Raw genomic sequence first — 22,990 nt, forward strand, 5'->3', positions numbered from 1 at the left:
TAATAAATAAGGATGACTGTAATTGATGAATGCTCTTGAATACGCCATGCAAGCAAACGGCTCTTTCGCACTGCCAGATGCATGCTTTAAAGTAAAAACATTAATGGAAGATGACAATTCAAGCATAGAAGACTTTGCCAATGTTATTAGTGTTGACCCTTCCATGACCTCTCGTTTATTGCAAATTGCTAATAGTGCTATTTATAGCTTTCCTGGCGAAATCAGTACCATTTCGCGAGCGATTACCATCATAGGCACGCAAGCAATTTATAATATGATGCTAGTGGATGTGGCGGCAACGGCATTTAAGCATTTTTCTAATCAATCGATTAACTTAAAACGATTTTGGCATATGAGTGTGTTCTGTGGTCTTGCCACTAAAAACTTGGCGATAACATCAGGCATTCGTGATATTGAACGCTTATTTGTGGCTGGTTTACTGCAGAATTTTGGTGAACTTATTGTTGCTAAAATAACCCCGGAAGTAGCAAAAAAATGTGAGGGTTACGATAACACTACATTACCTTGGCAGTTGCAGCAGCAAGAGTTAGGTTTTACTTACACAGATGTTTCTGCTGAGCTTTTAAAAATTTGGCAAATACCAGAGAAAATCATCTTACCGATTCGGCATTACAACAATGCCCAAAGTATACAAATTAATAAAGATGTTAAGGTTCTATACTTGGCGTCTCGCTTAGCATTGGTTGAATGTCATCCTGATGTATTTAGCTATGACGATACTGTTGATGCTAAGTTATGTCAGTCATTAAATATTTCCACTAGCGATCTCGAAGATGCGGCAGATTTTGCCAGAATAGAAGCGGAAAATATTTTAAATATAATGAATGCTAAATTTTATGGGTAGGAAATTTACTCTAAGCAAAGCTGAGTAAACTGGTGCAATAATTTATATACACTTTGCTTCGTACTAAGCCATATCAAAACAAGACTTTACTAAAAAAGCCTGCTAGCATCAGTCAACGCTGGTAATTGCATACAGCGCATAAATGGGCACAGTGTAGTACAAAAATATAATTAATAGCCCAGCAAAATTTACAATGAAGGACATTTATGAGTACAACTAGAGAGCATTTTAGTTCCCGACTGGGGTTTATTTTAGCTGCGGCAGGGTCAGCAGTTGGTATTGGTAATTTGGTTGGCTTTCCTGTGAATGCCGCTAAAAATGGCGGTGGTGCATTTTTATTAATGTATGCTCTATTTGTATTCTTAATTTGCTTGCCGGTTATGATTGCCGAAATGGCCGTAGGCCGAAAAACCGAAAAAGAACCCGTAGGTGCTTATAAAACCTTAAGCGGAGGTAGCAAAGCTTGGGGGGCTGCGGGCTTTCTTGGGGTGTTAACGCCATTTATGATTGCCGTGTTTTATATGGTATTAACGGTATGGATTTTTGGTTATATCGCATTAACCGTTACTGGTAATTTAGACTATTTGGCAAGTGCAAATGGCTTTGGTGAGTTTGTAAATAGTCCTTATTTGTTTGGCGCTATGATAGTGGTGGCCGCTATTATTAATTTTATTTTGGTTGCTGGTGTTAAAGACGGTATTGAGCGAGCATCAAAAATACTGATGCCGACTTTGTTTATTATGCTGCTAATTATGGTGGTGTATGTATTAACGTTAGACAATGCCTTTTCAGGTGTTAAGTTCTTTTTAATCCCTGATGTCTCTAAACTAACTCCTGCCGTTATTAATGGCGCGCTTTCTCAGGCGTTTTTCTCATTATCACTGGGGATGGGTATCTTAATTACCTATGGCTCTTATATTAATCGTAAAACAGATGTCGTTGGCTCTGCAAAGCTTGTTGCTGTTACTGATACAGCTGTGGCATTTACTGCCGGTTTAATGATTTTACCTGCCGTGTTTTCATTTAATCCTGATGTTGACCCAGCCCAGTTAAGCGATAGCTCAGTCTCGCTAATCTTTACTTTTTTACCTAAAATATTTTTAGCCTTACAATCCTCAATTGGTTATATCGGAGCTAGCGCAGTTGCGGCATTTTTCTTTACTTTAGTATTTTTTGCCGCCATCACATCGTTAGTGTCGATTTTAGAAGTGCCAGTTTCTTATTTAGTTACCGAGAAACAGCACAGCCGCAAGAAAGCATTATCAATTTTATTGATGACCGCAGGTATTTTGACTGTGTTCGCAACACTGTCGTTTGGCATGGTGTCATTCTTTACTGAATTCACCTCTTATGCCGGCGGTGTACGTTCATTCTTTGATGTAGTTTACGATATTTTCTACGATACTATTTTACCGTTAAACGGCTTTTTACTTTGTATGTTTGTTAGCTATCGATGGAAGAAGCATCAGCTTTCAGAAGAACTAGCGCAAGGTAATGAAAGCTATAAAGGCTCATGGGTAGAGAAATACGTTAACTTTTCTTTAGGGACATTTATTCCGTTAATTGTTTTTGGCATTTTTATCAATACGGTGTCACAAAAGTTTTTTGCTTTTAGTATTTTTGGTTTCTAAACCTTGATTTAAATTACCATTAAAAAACCAGAAGGCCGGATAATTTGTTATTATCCGGCCTTCTTTTTTGTTAAACAGTTTTCACTATGCGCGAATTTATTCAAACGACAGACTTTAGCCAAAGTCAACGCCTATTTCATGGCCGTGGCCATGCTTATGCAGGATTATCTCATGTTAATGTTGATTGGCTTGCACCTGTAATACTGATCACCTTATATCAAGAGGTTGATGAGCGATGGTTAGCAAAGCAAGTTGATGAATTGCGTAAACTTACAAGTGCATGCTTGTCGATTCAAGTGCAATATCGTTGTCGAAAGTTTGCGCCGTGTGAGGTGCTATGGGGAGCAGAAATTAGTGATTTACATGCGATTGAGCATGGCTTGAAATATCATATTAGCTTAGGTAAGGCACAAAATTCAGGTTTGTTTTTAGATATGCGAAATGGCCGTGAATGGGTGCAAAAACATAGTCAAGGTAAGCGAGTTTTGAATCTGTTTTCTTATACTTGTGCTTTTTCTGTTGCTGCTATTGCCGGCGGCGCAAGTAAAGTTGTTAATATAGATATGAGCAAAAGCTCGTTGGCAAAAGGACGTGAAAACCATCGCTTGAATCAGCAAGATTTGTCTCAAGTGATTTTTGAAGGTGTTGATATTTTTAAATCTTATGGTCGACTTAAAAAGCATGGCCCATATCAATTACTGATCTCTGATCCACCATCTTTTCAAAAGGGCAGTGTTAATATTGAACGTGATTACAAAAAAATTATTCGACGTTTACCCGAGTTAATGTCAGAAAATGCCGATGTGCTGCTGTGTTTGAATTCACCTGATTTAGATGAAAACTTTTTGTTAAACGAAGTGGCTAATGAATGCCCTGAATGCATATTTCAATATAAAGTAGATACACCTGAGGTGTACAAAGAAGCACATCAAGGCAAAGGCTTAAAGTGTTTGTATTTTATTTACAAACCTGCCGCATAAAGCTATCCGGAGTTGCCTTAATAGCGCATAACCATTAAGGCAATTCTTTGTCTTTAAAGGTGCTTAGGCATTAGTTTAAGACAACTCGTGCCGCCAGCAATATTAGGAAGCTGCCAGTGACTTTATCGACTATATGACTATTGGCTTTTAATTTATCTAAAATTGGTCCTCGTGACATAGTAAAAGCAATAACAATGTACCAAATCATGTCGATGAAACCGACGGTAGCAGTCATAATGACTTTTTGTGTCCAACCTGCCTCAGCATCAACAAACTGACTAAATAGTGCTAAGAAAAATATTGCTAATTTCGGGTTTAAAAATGCAATCAGAAATCCATCACGCCAGCCGTTAATTGTCGGGTCAAGTGTGTCGCCTTGGTTGGCAAATTCAATGTTTTGCTTTTTGCTCATTAATGCTTTGATACCAAGGTAAAGTAAAAATGCCGCGCCTGCATATTTAATCGCGTCAAATAATAGTGGCGATTGTACAATAAGCACACCTATACCTGTGGCGGTAATTGCCGCGTATAAAGCAACACCTAAACCGTGGCTAATAGCTGTAGCATAACCTTGACCCGAACCGCCATTTAAGGTGTTTTTAATCACTAGGGCTAAACTAGGGCCTGGAGATAACGCCCCTAAAATACAAATTACAATCAGGGATAGCCACAAATGAAATTCCATATTGATATACGCCTTACTTTAAATGGTTAGTAGAGTTTTTTGATTCGAAGGAAACTGGCAAATCTTGGCACACCTCGACGTGTTTTACCAATGTATTTATAGGTTATTGTGCTACCAACCTTTGGCGGATGTTGACGCTCTTTATGAGAAAAGCCTGTGCCAATTTTGAAAATAATACCTTCCGGTGTTTCCACCTTGATTGCGCCCAGTAAACCTTTGTATTTACCTTTGCCTGGTATATGCGCAATAACCTTTGCTTCTGCGTCTTGATATTTCTTTAGTTTTTGTAAGTTTTTGGTGCGGCCGCTTTGATAAATAGCTGTATCTAAATGTAACATTAATCCTTCGCCGTTATCGTTAACAACGGCTTCTAGCAGTTGATATAAACTCTCTAAGTTATTAATTTTTTGTTGTTTGACCATAGCTAAATAGGGGGAATCAGTATCGTGAATAATTTTCTGCATTAACGGAATTCTTTTATGAAAAGGGAGTTGTTGCTGTGGTAGATCGAAGATCATAAGTGTTAACGATTTCCAACAATGGCCGTTTGAGTTTTTTCTACGCACACAAGCACTAATTTTTTCAAACTCCCCGCGCGCACTCCATAATTCACCGTCCATAGCCGTGTTTGGCCAGTTTTGAATAAACCAGCTCGGGGCAGGTAAAATATTACCGCTACGGGTTAGTAGTTGCTTGCCATTCCAATAACCTCTGACACCATCGAGCTTTTCACTGACCCAATACTTATCAATTTCGACGCTTTCTTGAAAGATGCTTGCGAGCTGTAATGGTGGTTTCTGTTGTCGGCTTTGCTTTACCTGCTGCGTCGCATGCACCGAGAAAGTTAAAAGCATGCAGCACACTGTGGTCGATTCTATTAATCGCAATTTGGCTAATTGAAACATCCTTGTTCCCGATAAAATTTTTATTAGAGAAGTATAGAAGACTTTCTAAATTTTGAACTTATTACGTTAATAAGGCGTTAAATTAGAAAATAAATTAATTTTGTCTACACTTTTGGCATTCACACTGAATTCAATGGACGATATCAGATGAAATGGATCATTCTATTTTGTGTTTTATTGGTGATGCTAATGCATTCATTTACTGCCTTAGCAGGGAAGAAAAAATGCCAAAATTACCGACAAAAACTTGATAATATTCAGTCACAACAGCGCCAAGGAAATTCGCTCAAGCGTAGTAATAGCTTGGCTAAAAAAGAACGAAAAGCTCGTGATACCTGGTGGCGATGCGAAACCGGAAAATTAAAGCCTAAATCCAACAAGAAAAAAAGCAAAAGTAAAGCAAAGAAAAAAACAACTAAAGATTATTCAAAAGCTAAAAAAAATCCGCAAAGTAAAAAAGTTAAAACACTCACGCCCTTTGCTAATAGTAAGCCAATTGTGGTCAAAGCAAAGTATCAAGGAGAAAAACTGCAGGCTTGGCTGAAATATTATCAACCTGAAAAGCAATGTGCACGGCCAAAGTCAACGCAAGCTTTTGCAGCTTGTATTGAAGACAAGCGTCGACAACAAGTTGAATTTGAGCAAAGTTATTTAAGGTAAATTGCTGATATTTAGTTAAATTGACTATTTTATCGATATGTTAATAGTTAGGATACTTGCTATCTAGTTGTAAAATATTGGAATTGTTGTTTGGGAATAAGTTTTGCTTTCTTACCAATATAGTATTAAGAAGACGGGCAAAGAGATTGATATGCGAGATAAAATAAAAAAAACAACGTTAACCATTTTAGGGTTTTTGTGTTTATGTATTGGTACTGTGTTTATTTTATTGCCAGGACCGGCAGTGATTTTTATTCCATTGGGCTTAGCCCTGTTGAGTTTGGAATATCATTGGGCAAAACGTTGGTTGAAAATAAGCCAAAGGTATTTTAGAAAAGCTGCTGTAAAAGCCGATGAAAGTTTTCGCTATTTAGGGAGAAAACTAGGTTCGTAGCGCAGGGGGAGGACAATAGCGAGCCGAACACGCTCGCTATGAAAATTTGCTATAAGTTTAATTATTCTTAAAGTACAAGACTTTTGTGTCGTTGTACTGGGCAACGATAGTGTCAATAGTCTCTTGGCAATAGTCTCTAAGGCCACTTAGTAACATGAACTTTTTCCCGTGACCAACAATTGCGCCATCAGACACTAAATTAAATGATAAGCAGGCATTACCACGCTTGCCATCAATGTCTAATGTGGTTGATGATAGCTCTAGTGTAACTTCTTGAAATGCCAAGTTGTCTAAGTGTATGGACATGCTTTCATACATTATCATTGGGCGAGCCGGGTTAATCATAACATTGTTATCTTTCATCAAAGAAACCAAGATATGAGGGAAAGTATGGCCAGAAAACTCTACATATGAACGAGTCAATGCTTCAATGGCTTGACTGTCTTTTGTACTATCTCCAGAAACAGTCACTTGTAAATATTCTTTTTGCTTTTCGTCGGTAACAGTTGCCGATGTTGCTATGTCCGTTGGAAAATTTAAGGCAATACCATCTGTAACCATACCAGAAAAAGTAAAACTCATTTCTTGATGTAAGCCAGCACGCTCTAATATTAGTGAAAATAGTAAATCGCCCGGAACACAAAAGCGTTTAGCGGTTATATCGTGTAATGGGTTAAAATCATCTGCAATTTGCTTGGCAAAATCACTTGCCTGTTGACGTGTAAAACTAATTTTTTCATCAGAAATGCTGCAATAATTTTCTAAAAACATAGATCTTTTTCTTCACTAATAGCTATTTAATTCGGCGCCATTCTATCAGTATGCGTGATTAAAATCGAAATATATTCAGTTTTACATTACAAAGCAGACCAGTAAAAATAAGGACTTTGAGCGAACAGGTGTTTACTTTTCCATATCAGAGGAAGGCACAAATGAGCTGACTAATAGCTCTTTTTTTTCTTTGCTATATTTTTTAAGTTGGTATTCGCGGCGGCTAGCTTCTTGCCTGTTAAGTTGCTGTTCTGCGTATGCTAAATTTACTGGGCGGCGAACACGTGTATATTTTGCGGCTTTTTTATTACAGCTATTATGCTCGTTTAAACGTCTAGAAATAGAGGTAGTAATCCCAGTATAAAGGCTATTGTCTGCACAGCGGAGAATATAAACGTACCACATAATCAATTTTAATCTAACGTTAATTGGCTGACTATCATCGCAATTTCTTAGTTATTATTCGAGATAAAAATAAATTAGGGCTAGCTGGCGCTAATTCATTTTTATATTATGGCCGATAAAAAATAACAGGCTAAATTATGCAGCAAACAGAAATAGGCGCATTGAGAAAGATGCGTGCGCAGTTATCCGCAGACGGAAAAGTACAATATCGAATGGTTATTGGTGAGCAAGAGGTTGAATTAAATGCACTGATTGGTCGTCAAATATCTTTGCAATACAGTGGCCATATTGATTGTCAACATTGTGGGAAAAAAACCAAAAAAAGTTATTCACAGGGCTATTGTTTTCCTTGTATGCAGAAACTTGCCCAATGTGATATGTGTATTATGAAGCCTGAAACCTGTCATTTTGAAAAAGGTACCTGCCGTGAACCTGAGTGGGGCGAAAAAAACTGTTTTATACCTCACTATGTTTATTTGGCAAATACCTCAGGTTTGAAAGTTGGTATTACTCGTCACAGCCAAATACCGACTCGTTGGATTGACCAAGGTGCAACACAAGCTTTACCTATATTTAAAGTAAATACGCGCTTACAGTCTGGTTTGGTGGAAATCGCACTGGCAGAGTTTATTGCCGATAAAACGAATTGGCGTGCGATGTTAAAAGGCAGTGCGGCTGATATAGACTTGCAAGCCATTGCTACAGAACTAAAGCCAAAGATTGCTGAAAAATTAGCAGACTTGGCATTGAAATACGGTGATGATGCGATTACGGAACTTGATGAGAATGTTGTGAATTTACATTTTCCCGTACAGGAATATTTAACTAAAATATCTTCTTTTAACTTTGATAAAACCGCTGAAGTTTCCGGGCAGTTACTTGGTATTAAAGGACAGTATTTGATCTTTGATTCTGGGGTCATCAATATTCGTAAATTTACTTCTTATCACGTAAGTTTGCAGGTAAATTGATAATTTCGTTTATAATAAAGCTAAATAGACTACAATAAATTTTAGCGAATGACATGGTAAACAATACAGTAGACGAGTTTGACGTAGGAAAGTGAAAATGAACCTCAGTGATTACGTGGAACAGGCCAATGAAGTATTTGTACTTTCTGACTCCTTTGTACGTATAAAAGAACTTATTGATGATGAAAGCTCGACAATTGATGATATTGCCGATGTCATCTTATTAGATCCAGCACTTGCCGGCACAATATTAAAGCTGGCTAATAGCTCATTTTTTAATTACCCAGGAAAGATTGATACGGTTTCAAAAGCTGTTCTAGTTCTTGGAATTACTGAAGTTTATAACTTAGTTATCGCGTTTTTTACTAATAAGGCTTTTCAGAAGTTATCGGCAGAACAAAACTACCTTGATGACTTTTGGTGTAAAAGTGTCGATTGCGCTCTTATTATTAAGTTTCTTGGCGTTAAGTTAGCTCTTCCTAACGCAGAGCGATTATTTATTTTAGGCTTGCTACATAACTTAGGTGAGTTGGTTGTTCAGCAATTTACCCCTGAAAAAGTTAGCGAGGTTAATGCGATTGTTGCGCCTGAATTGCCATGGCAAAAACAGCGAGCATTATTGAATTTTTCCTTTGGTGAATGTTCAGCAGAATTATTAAAACAATGGCAATTGCCTTTTACAATTATTGAACCTATACGCAATCAAGACAATGATGATTTTGAATACAGTAGTGATGAAAGTAAGCTACTGTATTTAGTTAAGCGAATAATGTTATGTAATTATGACTGTAGCTCCTATCCAGTTGAATTACTATTAACGGAAAATGCTTTACAGCAATTGCCAATTGACCAAACTCTGTTACAGGAAGCGAGCCAGTATTGCGAGCTTGAGCGTTTAGGCATATTGGCAATATTAAACCCAAATGCCGCTACGATTTACTAACTTTCAAAGTTAGCGGAAGCTGTTATTAATATTTGCTAACACCCTATTACCGGGGCACAACACTTCTTGCTTTAATTGATTTAACGGCGTATCTGAAGAATTGTTCACCTCGTGGAAGCTCTCGCTATTGGCATCTAGATAAAATAGTCCCGTTAATATTTCGCCTTTTTTCTTATGGCTTTCAATGTCATTAATTGCTTTCATGGCGTCTTGAGTACCGTAATCTGCTTGTAATTTATGAATACGCATAAGCGAACCGTCATGTAAGCAAATATCCTCACACACGCCTGCTTGGCAGTCACTGGTAATTTCAGTTTTAACCGGAATAAAATCGGTCACTGCAGCAGTGGTTATGTGCTCGTGTACATAGTCATAAGAGCGGGTGGAGCTGGCGTGATTATTGAAAGTGACACAAGGAGATACAATATCAATAAAAGCAAAGCCTTGATGGCTAATTGCCGCTTTAATTAATGGCACTAATTGTTTTTTGTCGCCCGAAAAACTGCGTGCAACAAAGCTAGCTCCTAATTGTAATGCCATCACGCAAAGGTCAATATCTGAAAATAAGCTTAACTCACCGGTTTTATTGGTTACGCCTTTGTCTGCGGTGGCGGCAAGCTGGCCTTTAGTTAAGCCATAAACGCCATTGTTAGCAACAATGTAAAGCATGTTTAATTGCCGGCGAACAACATGGGCAAACTGACCTAAACCGATTGAGGCACTATCGCCATCGCCAGACATGGCAAGGTAAGTTAAATCACGATTAGCAAGGTTAGCACCTGTGGTAACAGACGGCATACGACCATGCACTGAATTAAAGCCGTGCGCTTTATTAAGAAAGTAATTAGGGGCTTTTGATGAACAACCAATTCCTGACATTTTAGCCACTTGATGAGGCGGTAGTGATAACTCAAAGCATGCCTGAACAATGGCTGAGGTGATCGCGTCGTGACCACAGCCAGCACACAAAGTTGATAGCGCACCTTCGTAATCTCGATAAGTTAAGCCTAAGTCATTTACAGGTAAGCGAGGGTGATAAAATTTTGATTTTTGATAACTCATATCTGCGTTCCTTAACCGGTTTTAGTTGCAGAAGATTGCGCGGCAAAGTGCTTTAGTACATGCTCGACAACAAAATCGCTGGTTAATGGTAAACCATCAAAATTAGCGATAGCATTGAGTTTTGTTGGTGCAATTGCAAGTTCATTGATAAGCAATGTTCGCATTTGGCTATCTCTATTTTGCTCAATAATAAAAACATCTTGGTGACTGTTAATAAAGTCGCTAACAGCATCACTAAAAGGGAAGGCTTTAATACGCAAGGTATCAACTGACAAGCCGTGCTCTTTTAATTGCTGTTTAGCTTCAGGGATTGCATGACTGCTGGTGCCAAAAAATACTAACCCTATTTTTGCGCGTTTGTTGGTTTGTATTATTTCAGGTCTCGGCATCAAGCTTACGGCATGGTTAAACTTTTTTGTTAAACGCTGCATATTGTCAACATAGTCTTCAGACTTTTCAGTATAACCAGCGTAGTGATTCCGAGATGTACCCCGGGTAAAAAAAGCTCCTTTCTCAGGATGAGTACCTGGAAGTGTGCGGTAGCAAATACCGTCGTTATCTACATCTAGATAACGGCCATAGTCGTCTAGTTCATCTAACTGCTCGGCTGAAAGCACCTTGCCGAGTTGGTAATTTTGCTTATCGTCCCAACTAAACTCATTGGTTAAGTGATCGTTCATACCTAAGTCTAAATCACTCATTATGATCACGGGGGTTTGTATTTGATCTGCAAGATCAAATGCCAGTGCTGACATGGTAAAACACTCAAATGGGTCTTGCGGAAATAGTAGTATTTGTTTGGTATCACCGTGAGATGCATAAGCACAGGCTAAAATATCGGATTGCTGTGTGCGTGTTGGCATGCCAGTAGAAGGGCCCGCCCGTTGCACATTAACTAATACCATGGGAATTTCAGCAAAGTAAGCGAGGCCTAAAAATTCCGTCATCAGTGAAATGCCTGGGCCACTGGTGGCGGTAAATGCTCTAGCACCATTCCAACTTGCCCCAATGGCAATACCAATGGCAGCGAGTTCATCTTCGGCTTGAACTAAAGCATAGTTTTTCTTACCTGTTGCCGGGTCGATTCTAAGCCGAGCACAATAGCTGGCAAACTTCTCAACCACTGATGTAGATGGCGTTATGGGATACCAGCCTACAACGGTGGCGCCACCATAAACAGCACCCAATGCCGTAGCCGTATTACCGTCAACCATTATACGGTTGTTAATTAACTCTCGACGTTCAATTTTTAATGTTATTGGGCATTGAAAGTGTTGATGGGCATATTGATAGCCTAGTTCTAAAGCGTAAATATTGGGGGTAATTAGCTTATCTTTTCCGCGAAACTGTTCTTTAACCAAGGTTTTTAAAACATCAAATTCAATATTGAGCAGTGCGGCGAGCGCCCCGACGTAAATTACATTTTTAAAAAGCTGACGTTGGCGAGGATCTTGATATTCTTTTTGGCAAATCGCTGAGATTGGAATGGCAAGGTAATGAATATCTTCTCTTACTTCCTGTGCTTGCAATGCCCGCGATGAGTCATATAACAGAAAGCCGCCACTGGCAACGCTGTTAATATCTTCAATTAAGCTTTGTGCATTCATGGCGACTACAAGTTCTGAACGACCACCACGCCTAGCGAGGAAGTTATTTTCATTAACTCTAACCTCGTACCAAGTCGGCATACCTTGAATATTGGATGGAAAAATATTTTTGGCGCTAACTGGTACTCCCATTCTAATGATTGCTTTGGCAAACATATTATTGGCACTTGCAGAGCCAGTACCGTTGGTATTAGCAAATCGAACGACGAAGTCATTGGTACTTTGACAAGACTTGGTTTGCGAATTCAAATTAGGATGGGTCATTTTATCGTCGCTCCAAGGTTATCAATCGTTAGTTTCTGCATATCCCAGGCTCCCGTTGGGCAGCGTTCAGCACATAGCCCACAATGTAAGCAAACATCTTCGTCTTTTATCATGATTCGTCCGGTTTTCAGTGCCGGTGATACAAGTAACTCTTGCTGTGGGTTTACCTCTTTTACACGCAAACTCTCAATAATTTGCTCAGCATTTTTCGCTGTGTGGTCATCAACATCGACAAAATTAATACAATCCATAGGGCAAATATCATCACACGCCGAACATTCGATGCAGGTTTTTTCGTTAAAGACCGTATGAACATCACAATTTAAACAGCGGTGGGCTTCTTCTAAAGCGAGTTTTTCATCAAAGCCAAGCTCGACTTCGGTATTTAACTGTTTGACAGCTTCTTCCCAGGCAATATGAGGTACTTGGTTACGTTGTTCGTGGCTTATGCTACTTTGATAGCTCCAGTCATGAATGCCCATTTTTTGGCTGATCAGATTAAAGTTTGCTTCTGGTCGCTCTAGTTGCGCGTCTTTACCCTGACAGTATAAGTCGATAGAAATTGCTGCTTGGTGGCCATTGGCAACAGCGCTAATAATATTTTCTGGGCCAAATGCGGCATCACCACCAAAAAATACCTGTGCTAATGTCGACTGCAAAGTTTGCTTATTTAAGACAGGTTGTTGCCACTTGTTAAATTTGATCCCAATATCACGCTCAATCCAAGGAAATGCGGTATCTTGACCAACAGCAACTAAAACCAAATCACATTCAACAAGTAGTGTTTCACCCGTTGAAAGTAAAGTTCTTTTACCTTGCTTGTCATAGCTTGATGTTACTTTTTCAAATAGCACACCAGTGAATTTACCGTCAGTAACAACATATTCAACAGGGCTGTGATCGGCTTTAATGGTAATACCTTCGGCTTGGGCATCTTCTTTTTCCCATGGCGAAGCTTTCATGGCGTCATAGCTTGAACGCACGAGTACAGTCACGTCTTCGGCGCCTAACCTTTTCGCGGTGCGACAACAATCCATAGCCGTATTACCACCACCTAGCACCACCACACGTTTTGGCGCTTGTTTGGTATGTTTAAAGCTAACATTCGATAGCCAGTTAATGCCAACTTCAATATGATTTGTCGCTAAGTCATGACCTTTAATGTTTAACCAACGACCCGAGGGCGCGCCAGTGCCAACAAAAACAGCATCAAATTTAGCTTGCAGTAAATTTTCCAAACTTGATATTTCTTCACCGAAATGGCACTCCACACCCATTTTTAAGATGTAATTCAGCTCTTCATCTAATACGGTTTCTGGCAGCCTAAAGGCAGGTATTTGGCTACGCATCATGCCCCCGGCTTTCGCGTCTCGTTCATATACAACCACTTCATAGCCGAGTGGCAGCAAATCTCTTGCTACCGTTAACGAGGCTGGGCCTGCACCAATTAAAGCTATGCGCTTGCCATTTTTTTGCTGGGGAATTTCAGGCAAATAAGAATAAATATCTTCTTTGTAATCGCTGGCCACCCGCTTTAAACGGCAGATTGCAACGGGCTCTTCTTCGACGCGAGAGCGCCGACACGCAGGTTCGCAAGGTCGGTCGCATACTCGGCCTAAAACGCCGGGAAAAACATTCGACAGCCAGTTTATCATATAGGCTTCGGTGTAGCGTTTTTCTGCAATTAAACGTATGTATTCGGGAACAGGGGTATGAGCAGGGCAAGCATGCTGGCAATCGACCACTTTTAAGAAGTGCTGATATGAAGAAGTATCGGTATTTTTCAATAGCTTATTCCTTAGCGATATTCTGATTAAATAATCTACACCCAAATAGAGAGCAGTTAAACATTTTTCGCTATTTAATAGCTGAATTCTAAATTTACTTATTTTTGAAAATACCTAATGTTAGATCTTTAGTCGCTAAGTTTGCTGGATTGTACCTTGCACCAGCAATTGACAACTTGACAATTTCACGCACTGCAATGGTGCGCACTACCTTGATGTAAAATAATTATCTTATTGTTTTTGCTAGTAAAAAGTGTTTGGCACGGGGATTGATTACCTAGCAGTAAGACAAAACAAGGATTCAAACAGATGAAAATAGTCAATGCAATAATCAAACCTTTCAAATTAGATGATGTGCGTGAAGCCATATCTGAAATAGGCGTAGAAGGACTAACCGTAAGTGAAGTTAAAGGCTTTGGCCGCCAAAAAGGCCATACCGAGCTTTATCGTGGTGCTGAATACCAAGTCGACTTCTTACCAAAAGTGAAGCTTGAAGTGGCGGTTAATGATGATGTTGTGAACCGACTGGTTGAGGCAATAACTCAAGCGGCCCACACTGGAAAAATTGGTGACGGTAAAATTTTTGTTTATGACTTAGAGCAAGCCATACGTATTCGTACTGGTGAACAAGATGTAGAAGCGATTTAGGAGCAGTACGATGGAACAGAATATTTTTCAACTTCAATATGCCATGGATACCTTTTATTTTTTAATTTGTGGCGCACTCGTGATGTGGATGGCGGCAGGCTTTTCGATGCTGGAGGCGGGTTTAGTTCGAGCAAAAAACACCACTGAAATTTTAACTAAAAACGTCGCACTATATGCGATTTCTTGCATGATGTATTTATTTGTTGGTTACGACATTATGTATGGCGGCGGTGTTTTTCTTTCCGGTATTGACTCGGTTGACCCTGCGCAAGTGCTAGCTGATTTTTCTAAAAGAGAAGATGGTTTTACAGGGGCAGCAATATACTCAGCTGCTTCAGATTTCTTTTTCCAAGTGGTCTTTGTGGCTACTGCGATGTCAATTGTTTCTGGTGCCGTTGCCGAACGCATGAAGTTATGGGCATTTCTCGCTTTTGCTGTGGTATTAACTGCGGTTATTTATCCGATGGAAGGTAGCTGGACTTGGGGCGGCAATGCGGTATTTGGTTTATATACTTTAAGTGATTTAGGTTTTTCTGATTTTGCTGGCTCGGGCATAGTTCATATGGCCGGTGCTGCAGCGGCATTGGCTGGCGTGTTATTACTTGGTGCTCGCAAAGGTAAGTATGGTGCTGATGGCCGAGTAAATGCAATTCCCGGTGCCAATTTGCCTTTGGCAACATTAGGAACATTTATTTTATGGATGGGCTGGTTTGGCTTTAATGGTGGTTCAGTGTTAAAACTGGGTGATATTGCTAGCTCTCATTCTGTCGCTATGGTGTTTCTCAATACCAATGCTGCCGCAGCTGCTGGCGCTGTTTCTGCTTTAATTCTAGCTAAATTGTTATTTAAGAAAGCTGATTTAACTATGGTTTTAAATGGTGCATTAGCAGGTTTAGTGGCAATAACGGCTGAGCCTTCGACGCCAACGCCAATGCAAGCGACTTTATTCGGTACTTTGGCAGGCGTTATTGTTGTATTTTCCATTATCGGTTTGGATAAAATCAAAATAGATGATCCAGTTGGTGCCATCTCTGTACATGGTGTTGTCGGCTTGTTCGGCTTATTGCTAGTGCCGTTAACTAATGATGCGTCAAGCTTAACAGGGCAATTAATTGGTGCAGCAACCATATTTATTTGGGTGTTTTCTACTAGCTTGATCGTCTGGTTTGCGTTGAAGCAGCTGATAGGCATTCGAGTGAGTTCTGAAGAAGAGTATGAAGGTGTTGATAAAGCCGACTGTGGTATGGAAGCATATCCAGAATTCACTCGCGGCTAGCAGAACCTTGCAATGATATAACGAGAGTGAAAAAAGCTCAGAACACCAAGGCCATTTTACCTTGGTGTTTTAATTTAGCATTGACATTTTATTTATAGGTTTAGATCAAGCGCGTTGAAATATTTCGCAAAGTTTTGCTGTTATCATGAAGAAAGTGTGTAAAATTACCTCATTAATTTAGATGTTTATAAGTGAATAATTTTATGGCAAGAGAGCAGTTTGGCATTTGTGCAGAGCCTAGTCTTCACGGATATTATTTATTATTTAATGCCTTAGATGATAAAAATGCATTTATTCGTCAGGCATTGTCACGTTTACCTGCGTTATTTGATAAATATGCGGACCGTTTTTCAGAAGCAAATCTTGCCGGAGTGGTTGCTATCGGCGCCAATTATTGGGATGAAGTATATCCGCAAGGTCGCCCAAAACATTTACGACAATTTCCTGAAATGGCGGCAGATGATCGTATTGCTCCGGTTTGTAATTACGATATCTATATCGAAATTCGCAGTGATCGAGGTGATGTTAACCATATTGTTGCTACGAAAGTTTGTGAATTATTAGCCGACAGCGTTGAGCTGGTTGAACAAGTTCGAGCATTTCGATTTTTAGATGGTCGAGATCTAACGGGGTTTGTCGATGGTACTGAAAATCCACAAGGACATCATCGCCGCCGAGTTGCATTAATAAATGAAGAACAAGATGAAGCTTTTTCATCAGGCAGTTATCTGCATATTCAACGTTATCGCCATAATTTAAATTTATGGAATTCATTAGAAGTTAAAGATCAAGAAGATGTTTTTGCCCGCACTAAGGTCAATAATGAAGAGTACTCGGAAGAGAATAAAGCGCCAACCTCGCACATCAAAAGAGTAAATTTAAAAGATAGTGATGGCAATAGTATTGAAATACTAAGACAAAGTATGCCGTATGGCGATATGAAGCTTCAGGGGTTATTTTTTGTTTCTTACTGCCACTCGCCTGAGCCGTTTGAATTAATGCTTTCAAGTATGATTGTTGGAGACGGCCATGGTCATAGTGATCATATGTTGAAGTACACTCAGGCCGAAACTGGAGCAGCATTTTTTGTGCCTAGCTTGAATATTTTGGCAGAGCTTGGCGAGTAAGTTTTCCTAAGCCTGAAAAGTATGCGGATGATGATAAGGCGCTTTTATTAGGCGCCTTATTTTTAGCTTAAGTTCTTTAAAAACAACTCTTCGAGTTTGCCAATGGTTTGCTTAATTTGTGCAACGTCGGTTGGTGCAATAAAAATGGTATCATCACCTGCAATTGTTCCTAATACACCGTCACTTTTACTTAAACTGTCGAGTAAGCGTGCGATTAATTGTGCTGCACCTGGGCTGGTACGAATGATAATCATGACATCATTATGCTCAATATCGAGTACTAACTGTTTTAGTGGACTTTTGGCCGTGGGCATACCTAATTCAGCTGGCAAACAATACACCATTTCTTGACGAGCATTACGTGTACGAACAGCACCAAATTTGCTGAGCATGCGAGATACTTTAGATTGGCTAATATTTTCAAAACCTTGAGATTTTAACGCCTCAGCAATATCGCCTTGTGAACCAAACTGTTCTTGCTTTAATAAGTCTTTGAAAGCTTGTACTAACGCTTCTTGTTTTTGTTGTCCGCTCATAATGTCCACTAATTGATAATTGTTTTGCTATATATTTGTACTGTTTAATACCTAAGTATTATTCCACAATTCTCATTATACGTTATCCTTATTAGCCAATACAGATGAATAATCATTGTTTTTTGGCCACTTATACTATATCTTTTGGCCGACAAATTATTACGTAATTACTCAAATTTCGGAGACATCAAATGAAAGTTGCTGTGCTAGGCGCTGCTGGTGGTATCGGCCAAGCGTTATCTTTACTATTAAAAACTCAATTACCTGCTGGTTCTGAGTTATCTTTATATGACGTTGCACCAGTTGTTCCTGGTGTTGCTGTTGACTTATCACACATCCCTACAGCAGTTAAAGTTGAAGGTTTTGGTGCAGATGATTTAGCGCCGGCACTTGCGGGTGCTGATATCGTTATTATTCCAGCGGGTATGCCTCGTAAACCAGGTATGGATCGTGCGGATTTATTTGCAGTAAATGCTGGCATCATCAAAACATTAGCTGAAGGTATTGTTGCTAACTGTCCGAAAGCTTTAGTTGGTATTATTACTAACCCAGTAAACGGTACGGTTCCAATTGTTGCTGAAGTATTCAAAAAAGCAGGTACTTACGATAAAAACCGTGTTTTCGGTGTAACAACGCTTGACGTTATCCGTAGTGAAGCATTCATTGCCGAATTAAAAGGCATGGACGTAAATGATGTTAAAATTCCAGTCATTGGTGGCCATTCAGGTACTACTATTTTACCACTTCTTTCACAAGTTGAAGGTGCTACATTTTCTGATGAAGAAGTTGCCGCTTTAACGCCTCGTATTCAAAATGCAGGTACAGAAGTAGTAAATGCTAAAGCAGGCGGTGGCTCTGCAACTCTTTCAATGGGCGCTGCTGCTGCTCGTTTTTGTATGTCTTTGGTGAAAGGCTTACAAGGTGAAGAGGTAGTTGATTATGCATACGTTGAGGTTGAAGGTGGCGATGCACCATATTTTGCTCACCCAGTACGTTTAGGTGTTAACGGTGTTGCCGAAGTACTTTCGTATGGTGAATTAAGCGCATTTGAAGAAAAAGCTAAAAACGACATGCTTGAAACGCTAAAAGCAGATATCCAAGAAGGTGTTGACTTTATCAACGGGTAATCTTGTTTTGATATCGTTTAGAAACCGCGTTATACGCGGTTTTTTATTGCCTAATATTTATTGAAACCGTTACTATGTTGCTATCAAAAGTCTGATTAACTCAGTAATTCAAAGGAAATTTAATGACTAAGCCGCATAAGCGTAAATGGATGTTAATTCGTGAAAACCTTATTTTTCAAGTTAAGCTAACGTTAGATGCTGTTCGGGATGTACTGTTGAGTCCAGTGGCGGTTACTTGCACGATACTGGATTTAATTAAAGGTAACCAAGCTGGTAATGGCTATTTTCAGCGCTTGATGAATTTAGGCCATCAAAGTGATCATTGGCTAAATTTATTTGGTGATCTCCCTAAAAATAGCAGTGAAGAGCCAACAATTGAGTCTTCACAGGCACCACAAGATATAAATATTTCAGCACAGAAGCCGCTTGATAGTCATGTTGATGGTATATTTTTGAAAGTAGAAGCACTGCTGATTGAGCAGCAAAAAAGTGGAGAGTTGTCTGTTGCCGCAAAACAAAAACTTGATCAATATCTTGAAAGGTTACTCTCACGTGGTAAGAAAATTAAAGAAAGTGGCAATGTCGCACCAGAAAACATATTAACTCCCCGAGTAAAAACTGGTGACACACCTATAGCAGAAGAGAAAGAGTAACAATGTTAACGAGTTCTCGTTAGTAATAATTATACGCCATTCTCATATCATCTAGAGCTCAAGTTTTATTGGCACTTCCTATTGATAACCTTGTATATTATATTGTATGCAATTTTATTTTAGGAAGGATAATCAATTGAATATTAAAAATCACAAGCAAGTTTTAGCGACAAACTTTTTGCTCTGTTGCTCGTTTACCTCATTGTTTGCTTATGGCAATGTTGAAGCACCAGCAGAAGAGCTAGCTTCAGTGACACAAGTGCTTAGTCAAATAACACACTGTAACGACACCATAGTGATCCGCTCGCAATCACTCGATAAAGCGCAATTGAGTTCAGCTTGTAAGTTACTTATTGCACAAGAAGATAAATTTCATCAGGTGTTTAATACCCGAGGTAAGCCGGTAAAAGATGATAATAATGTTAAAATGCGGGCAAATATTTACTCAGACCGAGCAGCATTTGTAAAGTACGCTACTGCTCACTTTAATATGCCAACGGATAATGGTGGTATGTATTTAGAAGGCTATCCTGACAAAGTAGATAATCAGGCTGAGTTTGTTGCATATGAGCGTTCAGGAAAAATTTGGAATTTAAAGCACGAATATATTCATTATCTCGATGGTCGCTTTAATAAGTACGGTGACTATTGTAACGGTCTTCATGATGATCATGCTGGGCCAGAATTCTGCCCAACGCCTCATTTAGCTTATCCTCATATCGTTTGGTGGGCTGAGGGTTTAGGTGAATATTTAGCATGGGGCAAAAATAATGAGAAAGCAGTCGCTTTGGCGAAAGAAAAAAGTTTTGCATTGAGTGAATTATTTAATACCAGTAGTAATAAAAATACCGGTTCAGATCGTGTATATCGTTGGGGATATTTGGCGGTAAGGTTTATGATGGAGCAACAGCGCTCAAAAATAGACAATATGCTGGCATATGTTCGCGAAGGTGATTGGCAAGGATATCAAAACTTAATAAAAAGTTGGGGAACAAGTTTAGATAAAGACTTTGCGCTGTGGTTAGATGAGCTGAACACAACAAAAAAGCACCAATAGTATTTAGTTAAGGTTATGGGTAAAATGCCCATAACCTTAATATATAAAAACTCTTTTGTGATTCTATGCAAGATTTAGCTCAACCACTTAATTATCAAACAACATTTATACTAGATAAAGCTCACTTTACAGAATGCTATGAAGAGTCGGTGAAGCCGCAAACATTTTCGGCATTATATCTTAAAGCAATCGTTTTGCTTATTGCTGGCGCAGCTTTAGTTATGTTTTCAGCGCTTAATCCTTATGCAGCATGGTTTATTTTTTCACTGGGAATCTTAGAGGTGGTAAGTACTTACTATCGAAAGCCGTGGTGGGTTATGAGACAGATGCTGAGTAAGGTTGCCAAAGCTGAGGTTAGCTTGGAAATGACAGAAGACTATATACGCACTCATTCATTCTATAATGATAATAAAATGTACTTTCGTGATATAGAAAATATCACAGGCACTGACAAAGGTTGGTTGATTAGCCACAAAACTGGGCGCCATTATATCTCTAATCTATGCTTATCAGAGCAAGCAAAGCAATTTTTGCTAACTAAACGATGAATATTTAGTCAAGTATTTATCAATTTAGTGTATTTTTTCTCTCAAGTATTCATATTGAACGATTCTACTTACTATTTTCACTAGATAAAACAGTTATTTATTATTATTGAATTTATATTCATTATTTAGGTTTATTTTTAACCTCATATGTACCAGAATGAATTGAGTTACATTTGTAAATAAAGCTAACGGACTAGTTAACAAAAGATAAAAATAATTAATAACTGTCATCCGCATTTCATATAAAAAAATAATAATAGTTATGCGGCTGTTTACTAGGTGAATCAGGTGAGAAAAATAACATTGGGAATGTTGATGGGGCTTATGGCGCCGTCTGCGCCTTTATTGGCGGTAGAATTAAATTCAATTGGCGTACAAGAAAGTATTACGCAACAAAGCAAAAACCAAATTGTAGATACACAAACCTTTATAAATAATTTTCAAGGACAACCTAACTGGCGTAGGCCACCGAAAAATATTGTAGGGAAATTGCTTAGTCGCCAGGGCAGCACGACAGCTGTTGTTGTGCTTGCAGAAAATATTTCCGTTGATGATGCTAACAGTAACAATAAATATTGCCAAGAGCCGTTTAGCAAAGGTACTTTTAACGGTGAAATTGTTGTTTGTCAGCAAAGTGATTTTTCAACTGAGAAAATAGTTGAAAACGTCAAAGCTGCCGGCGCGTCAGGGTTAATAATTCAGGCGATGTCGTTAAAAGAAATAGATGCGCCAGTAATTGACTCATTCCCGAGTGTCAGTGCGGATCTCGATGCTTATTTTCTGATCAAAAACTGGGTGAACTACAGTAAACCCGGTACAGCTATCGCCACGATCGGTGATTAAATTTATGTTACAAAATAGCAAAAGGATGCGACAATAGCTTTGTCGCTTCCTTTTCGCTGTGACATAAATTATCTGAAATCAAGGTTAAATGAGAATAATTCTCAAAAACCTTGACAGCCACTATTATCTTCATTAGTCTGACGGAAAATTTAGTTGTAAAGATTATTTCTCTTTCGAAATATTTAGGTGGGCTGCATGTTAAATAAAGTTTTTTATTCTTTTCTTGTTGTAATTGCATTTTTTGCTTCAACTCACAACGCGTGGGCAGATGAAGAAGTTAATGTATATTCTTATCGTCAACCTTTTCTTGTTAAACCACTTTTTGATGAATTCACTAAAGAAACCGGTATTAAGGTAAATGTTGTTTTTGCCAAAAAAGGCATGGCGGAACGACTAAAGCGTGAGGGCGAATATAGCCCGGCCGATGTTTTGTTAACTACGGATATCAGTCGTTTAATTGAATTACAAGATAAAGGCTTATTGCAAGCGGCTACTTCAGCAGAAATGACAGCGGCAATTCCTGCACAATTTAAAGCATCTGACGATACATGGTATGCACTAACAACCCGTGTTCGTAATATTTATTCCGCTAAACGTTTAGGTAAAATAGACTTAAATTACGAAGATTTAGCCGATAAAAAATGGCAAGGTAAAATTTGTACTCGTAGCGGTAAACATCCTTATAATGTTGCATTAGTGGCATCTATGATCGCGGAGCATGGTGAAGCGAAGACACTAACTTGGTTAGAGCAAACTAAAGCTAATTTAGCGCGTAAACCACAGGGTAATGACCGCGGCCAAGTACAAGCTATTCACCAAAAATTATGTGATATCTCATTAGGTAACAGTTACTATTACGGTAAAATGGTCAATGACGATAAACAAAAAGTTTGGGCTGATGCTGTTAATATAAACTTCCCGAATCAAAATAATCGTGGTGCTCATGTCAATATTTCAGGTATGGGTATGGCAAAATATGCACCAAATAAAGCCAATGCATTGGCGTTAATGAATTTCCTGGTTTCTGAACCAGCGCAAAAAATGTATGCGGAAACTAATATGGAATATCCAGTTCGTCCCGGTGTTGCACCATCAAAATTAGTTGCTTCGTGGGGAAATTTCAAAGCAGACAACTTATCTTTAGAAACGATTGCTAAGCAACGAAATGCGGCACTAGCATTATTAGATAAAGCAAAGTTTGATTTGTAGCTTGCTATTTTTTATATATGTTTAAAGTAATGTAGT

Annotated in this window: 24 protein-coding genes; 16 read left to right on the plus strand and 8 right to left on the minus strand. The window is 38.9% G+C overall.

The genetic code is table 11. The features are described from left to right. Positions 1-25: 25 nt before the first annotated feature. The 3 genes from AC27HL_RS02410 (at position 26) to AC27HL_RS02420 (ending at position 3,476) form a co-directional block, all read left to right on the plus strand. Positions 26-865, plus strand: coding sequence for an HDOD domain-containing protein (locus tag AC27HL_RS02410; RefSeq protein WP_487079875.1), 840 nt, complete (start codon positions 26-28; stop codon positions 863-865). A 206-nt stretch (positions 866-1,071) separates the two neighbouring features. Next, positions 1,072-2,496: a sodium-dependent transporter gene (locus AC27HL_RS02415; protein ID WP_487078774.1), complete on the plus strand. Its 1,425-nt coding sequence runs from the start codon at positions 1,072-1,074 to the stop codon at positions 2,494-2,496. An 86-nt stretch (positions 2,497-2,582) separates the two neighbouring features. Next, on the plus strand, positions 2,583-3,476 hold the full coding sequence (locus AC27HL_RS02420) for a class I SAM-dependent methyltransferase (RefSeq protein WP_487078775.1): 894 nt from the start codon (positions 2,583-2,585) through the stop codon (positions 3,474-3,476). Between the two features lie 70 nt (positions 3,477-3,546). Here the strand turns inward: AC27HL_RS02420 and AC27HL_RS02425 are convergent, their stop codons facing one another. Then, the gene (locus AC27HL_RS02425) at positions 3,547-4,161 is read right to left on the minus strand and encodes a LysE family translocator (protein ID WP_487078776.1); all 615 of its coding nucleotides are present in this window, start codon (positions 4,159-4,161) and stop codon (positions 3,547-3,549) included. A gap of 26 nt (positions 4,162-4,187) precedes the next feature. Beyond that, on the minus strand, positions 4,188-5,015 hold the full coding sequence (locus tag AC27HL_RS02430; protein WP_487078777.1) for a DNA ligase: 828 nt from the start codon (positions 5,013-5,015) through the stop codon (positions 4,188-4,190). A gap of 198 nt (positions 5,016-5,213) precedes the next feature. On the opposite strand from AC27HL_RS02430, the gene AC27HL_RS02435 reads away from it, so the two are divergent. Both AC27HL_RS02435 and AC27HL_RS02440 read left to right on the plus strand, forming a co-directional pair. Next, positions 5,214-5,726 (plus strand): hypothetical protein, encoded by a 513-nt coding sequence (locus AC27HL_RS02435; RefSeq protein ID WP_487078778.1) that lies wholly within the window; start codon positions 5,214-5,216, stop codon positions 5,724-5,726. Positions 5,727-5,877: 151 nt separating this feature from the next. Next, positions 5,878-6,120 (plus strand): PGPGW domain-containing protein, encoded by a 243-nt coding sequence (locus AC27HL_RS02440; RefSeq protein WP_487078779.1) that lies wholly within the window; start codon positions 5,878-5,880, stop codon positions 6,118-6,120. 57 nt (positions 6,121-6,177) lie between these two features. Here the strand turns inward: AC27HL_RS02440 and AC27HL_RS02445 are convergent, their stop codons facing one another. Together AC27HL_RS02445 and AC27HL_RS02450 are read right to left on the minus strand one after the other, a co-directional pair. Next, positions 6,178-6,891, minus strand: a complete 714-nt coding sequence (locus AC27HL_RS02445) for a DUF3581 family protein (protein ID WP_487078780.1) — start codon at positions 6,889-6,891, stop codon at positions 6,178-6,180. 132 nt (positions 6,892-7,023) lie between these two features. Next, on the minus strand, positions 7,024-7,296 hold the full coding sequence (locus AC27HL_RS02450) for a GIY-YIG nuclease family protein (RefSeq protein WP_487078781.1): 273 nt from the start codon (positions 7,294-7,296) through the stop codon (positions 7,024-7,026). 170 nt (positions 7,297-7,466) lie between these two features. On the opposite strand from AC27HL_RS02450, the gene AC27HL_RS02455 reads away from it, so the two are divergent. Together AC27HL_RS02455 and AC27HL_RS02460 are read left to right on the plus strand one after the other, a co-directional pair. After that, positions 7,467-8,267 (plus strand): DUF2797 domain-containing protein, encoded by an 801-nt coding sequence (locus tag AC27HL_RS02455; protein WP_487079876.1) that lies wholly within the window; start codon positions 7,467-7,469, stop codon positions 8,265-8,267. A 97-nt stretch (positions 8,268-8,364) separates the two neighbouring features. After that, the gene (locus AC27HL_RS02460; protein WP_487078782.1) at positions 8,365-9,210 is read left to right on the plus strand and encodes an HDOD domain-containing protein; all 846 of its coding nucleotides are present in this window, start codon (positions 8,365-8,367) and stop codon (positions 9,208-9,210) included. Between the two features lie 9 nt (positions 9,211-9,219). On the opposite strand, the gene AC27HL_RS02465 is transcribed toward AC27HL_RS02460, so the two are convergent. Genes AC27HL_RS02465 through AC27HL_RS02475 form a run of 3 tightly spaced genes read right to left on the minus strand, consistent with a single transcriptional unit; the run spans position 9,220 to position 13,930 of the window. After that, positions 9,220-10,272, minus strand: a complete 1,053-nt coding sequence (locus AC27HL_RS02465) for a 2-oxoacid:ferredoxin oxidoreductase subunit beta (RefSeq protein ID WP_487078783.1) — start codon at positions 10,270-10,272, stop codon at positions 9,220-9,222. Positions 10,273-10,283: 11 nt separating this feature from the next. Beyond that, on the minus strand, positions 10,284-12,143 hold the full coding sequence (locus AC27HL_RS02470) for a 2-oxoacid:acceptor oxidoreductase subunit alpha (protein WP_487078784.1): 1,860 nt from the start codon (positions 12,141-12,143) through the stop codon (positions 10,284-10,286). Next, positions 12,140-13,930, minus strand: a complete 1,791-nt coding sequence (locus tag AC27HL_RS02475; RefSeq protein WP_487078785.1) for an FAD-dependent oxidoreductase — start codon at positions 13,928-13,930, stop codon at positions 12,140-12,142. Before AC27HL_RS02475 ends, AC27HL_RS02470 begins: the two co-directional genes overlap by 4 nt. Before the next feature lie 309 nt (positions 13,931-14,239). Here AC27HL_RS02475 and AC27HL_RS02480 point away from each other — a divergent pair, with 309 nt between their 5' ends. The 3 genes from AC27HL_RS02480 to AC27HL_RS02490 all read left to right on the plus strand — a co-directional run bounded on the left by AC27HL_RS02480 (position 14,240) and on the right by AC27HL_RS02490 (position 16,981). Then, complete coding sequence (locus AC27HL_RS02480) at positions 14,240-14,578, plus strand: P-II family nitrogen regulator (RefSeq protein WP_487078786.1); 339 nt, start codon at positions 14,240-14,242, stop codon at positions 14,576-14,578. Positions 14,579-14,588: 10 nt separating this feature from the next. After that, positions 14,589-15,854, plus strand: a complete 1,266-nt coding sequence (locus AC27HL_RS02485) for an ammonium transporter (RefSeq protein WP_487078787.1) — start codon at positions 14,589-14,591, stop codon at positions 15,852-15,854. A 203-nt stretch (positions 15,855-16,057) separates the two neighbouring features. Then, complete coding sequence (locus tag AC27HL_RS02490; protein WP_487078788.1) at positions 16,058-16,981, plus strand: Dyp-type peroxidase; 924 nt, start codon at positions 16,058-16,060, stop codon at positions 16,979-16,981. A gap of 62 nt (positions 16,982-17,043) precedes the next feature. Here AC27HL_RS02490 and argR read toward each other — a convergent pair whose 3' ends face one another. Continuing rightward, positions 17,044-17,517 (minus strand): transcriptional regulator ArgR, encoded by a 474-nt coding sequence (gene argR / locus AC27HL_RS02495; protein WP_487078789.1) that lies wholly within the window; start codon positions 17,515-17,517, stop codon positions 17,044-17,046. Positions 17,518-17,708: 191 nt separating this feature from the next. On the opposite strand from argR, the gene mdh reads away from it, so the two are divergent. The 6 genes from mdh to AC27HL_RS02525 all read left to right on the plus strand — a co-directional run bounded on the left by mdh (position 17,709) and on the right by AC27HL_RS02525 (position 22,954). Further along, the gene (gene mdh / locus AC27HL_RS02500; protein WP_487078790.1) at positions 17,709-18,644 is read left to right on the plus strand and encodes a malate dehydrogenase; all 936 of its coding nucleotides are present in this window, start codon (positions 17,709-17,711) and stop codon (positions 18,642-18,644) included. Between the two features lie 122 nt (positions 18,645-18,766). Continuing rightward, positions 18,767-19,297 (plus strand): hypothetical protein, encoded by a 531-nt coding sequence (locus tag AC27HL_RS02505; protein ID WP_487078791.1) that lies wholly within the window; start codon positions 18,767-18,769, stop codon positions 19,295-19,297. Positions 19,298-19,433: 136 nt separating this feature from the next. Then, on the plus strand, positions 19,434-20,354 hold the full coding sequence (locus AC27HL_RS02510; protein WP_487078792.1) for a collagenase: 921 nt from the start codon (positions 19,434-19,436) through the stop codon (positions 20,352-20,354). Between the two features lie 65 nt (positions 20,355-20,419). Continuing rightward, complete coding sequence (locus tag AC27HL_RS02515; RefSeq protein ID WP_487078793.1) at positions 20,420-20,902, plus strand: YcxB family protein; 483 nt, start codon at positions 20,420-20,422, stop codon at positions 20,900-20,902. Positions 20,903-21,190: 288 nt separating this feature from the next. Continuing rightward, the gene (locus AC27HL_RS02520) at positions 21,191-21,745 is read left to right on the plus strand and encodes a PA domain-containing protein (protein WP_487078794.1); all 555 of its coding nucleotides are present in this window, start codon (positions 21,191-21,193) and stop codon (positions 21,743-21,745) included. 195 nt (positions 21,746-21,940) lie between these two features. After that, entirely contained in the window at positions 21,941-22,954 is a 1,014-nt protein-coding gene (locus tag AC27HL_RS02525) for an extracellular solute-binding protein (protein ID WP_487078795.1), read from the plus strand. Positions 22,955-22,990 lie beyond the last annotated feature (36 nt).

The organism is Colwellia aquaemaris (assembly GCF_057548755.1).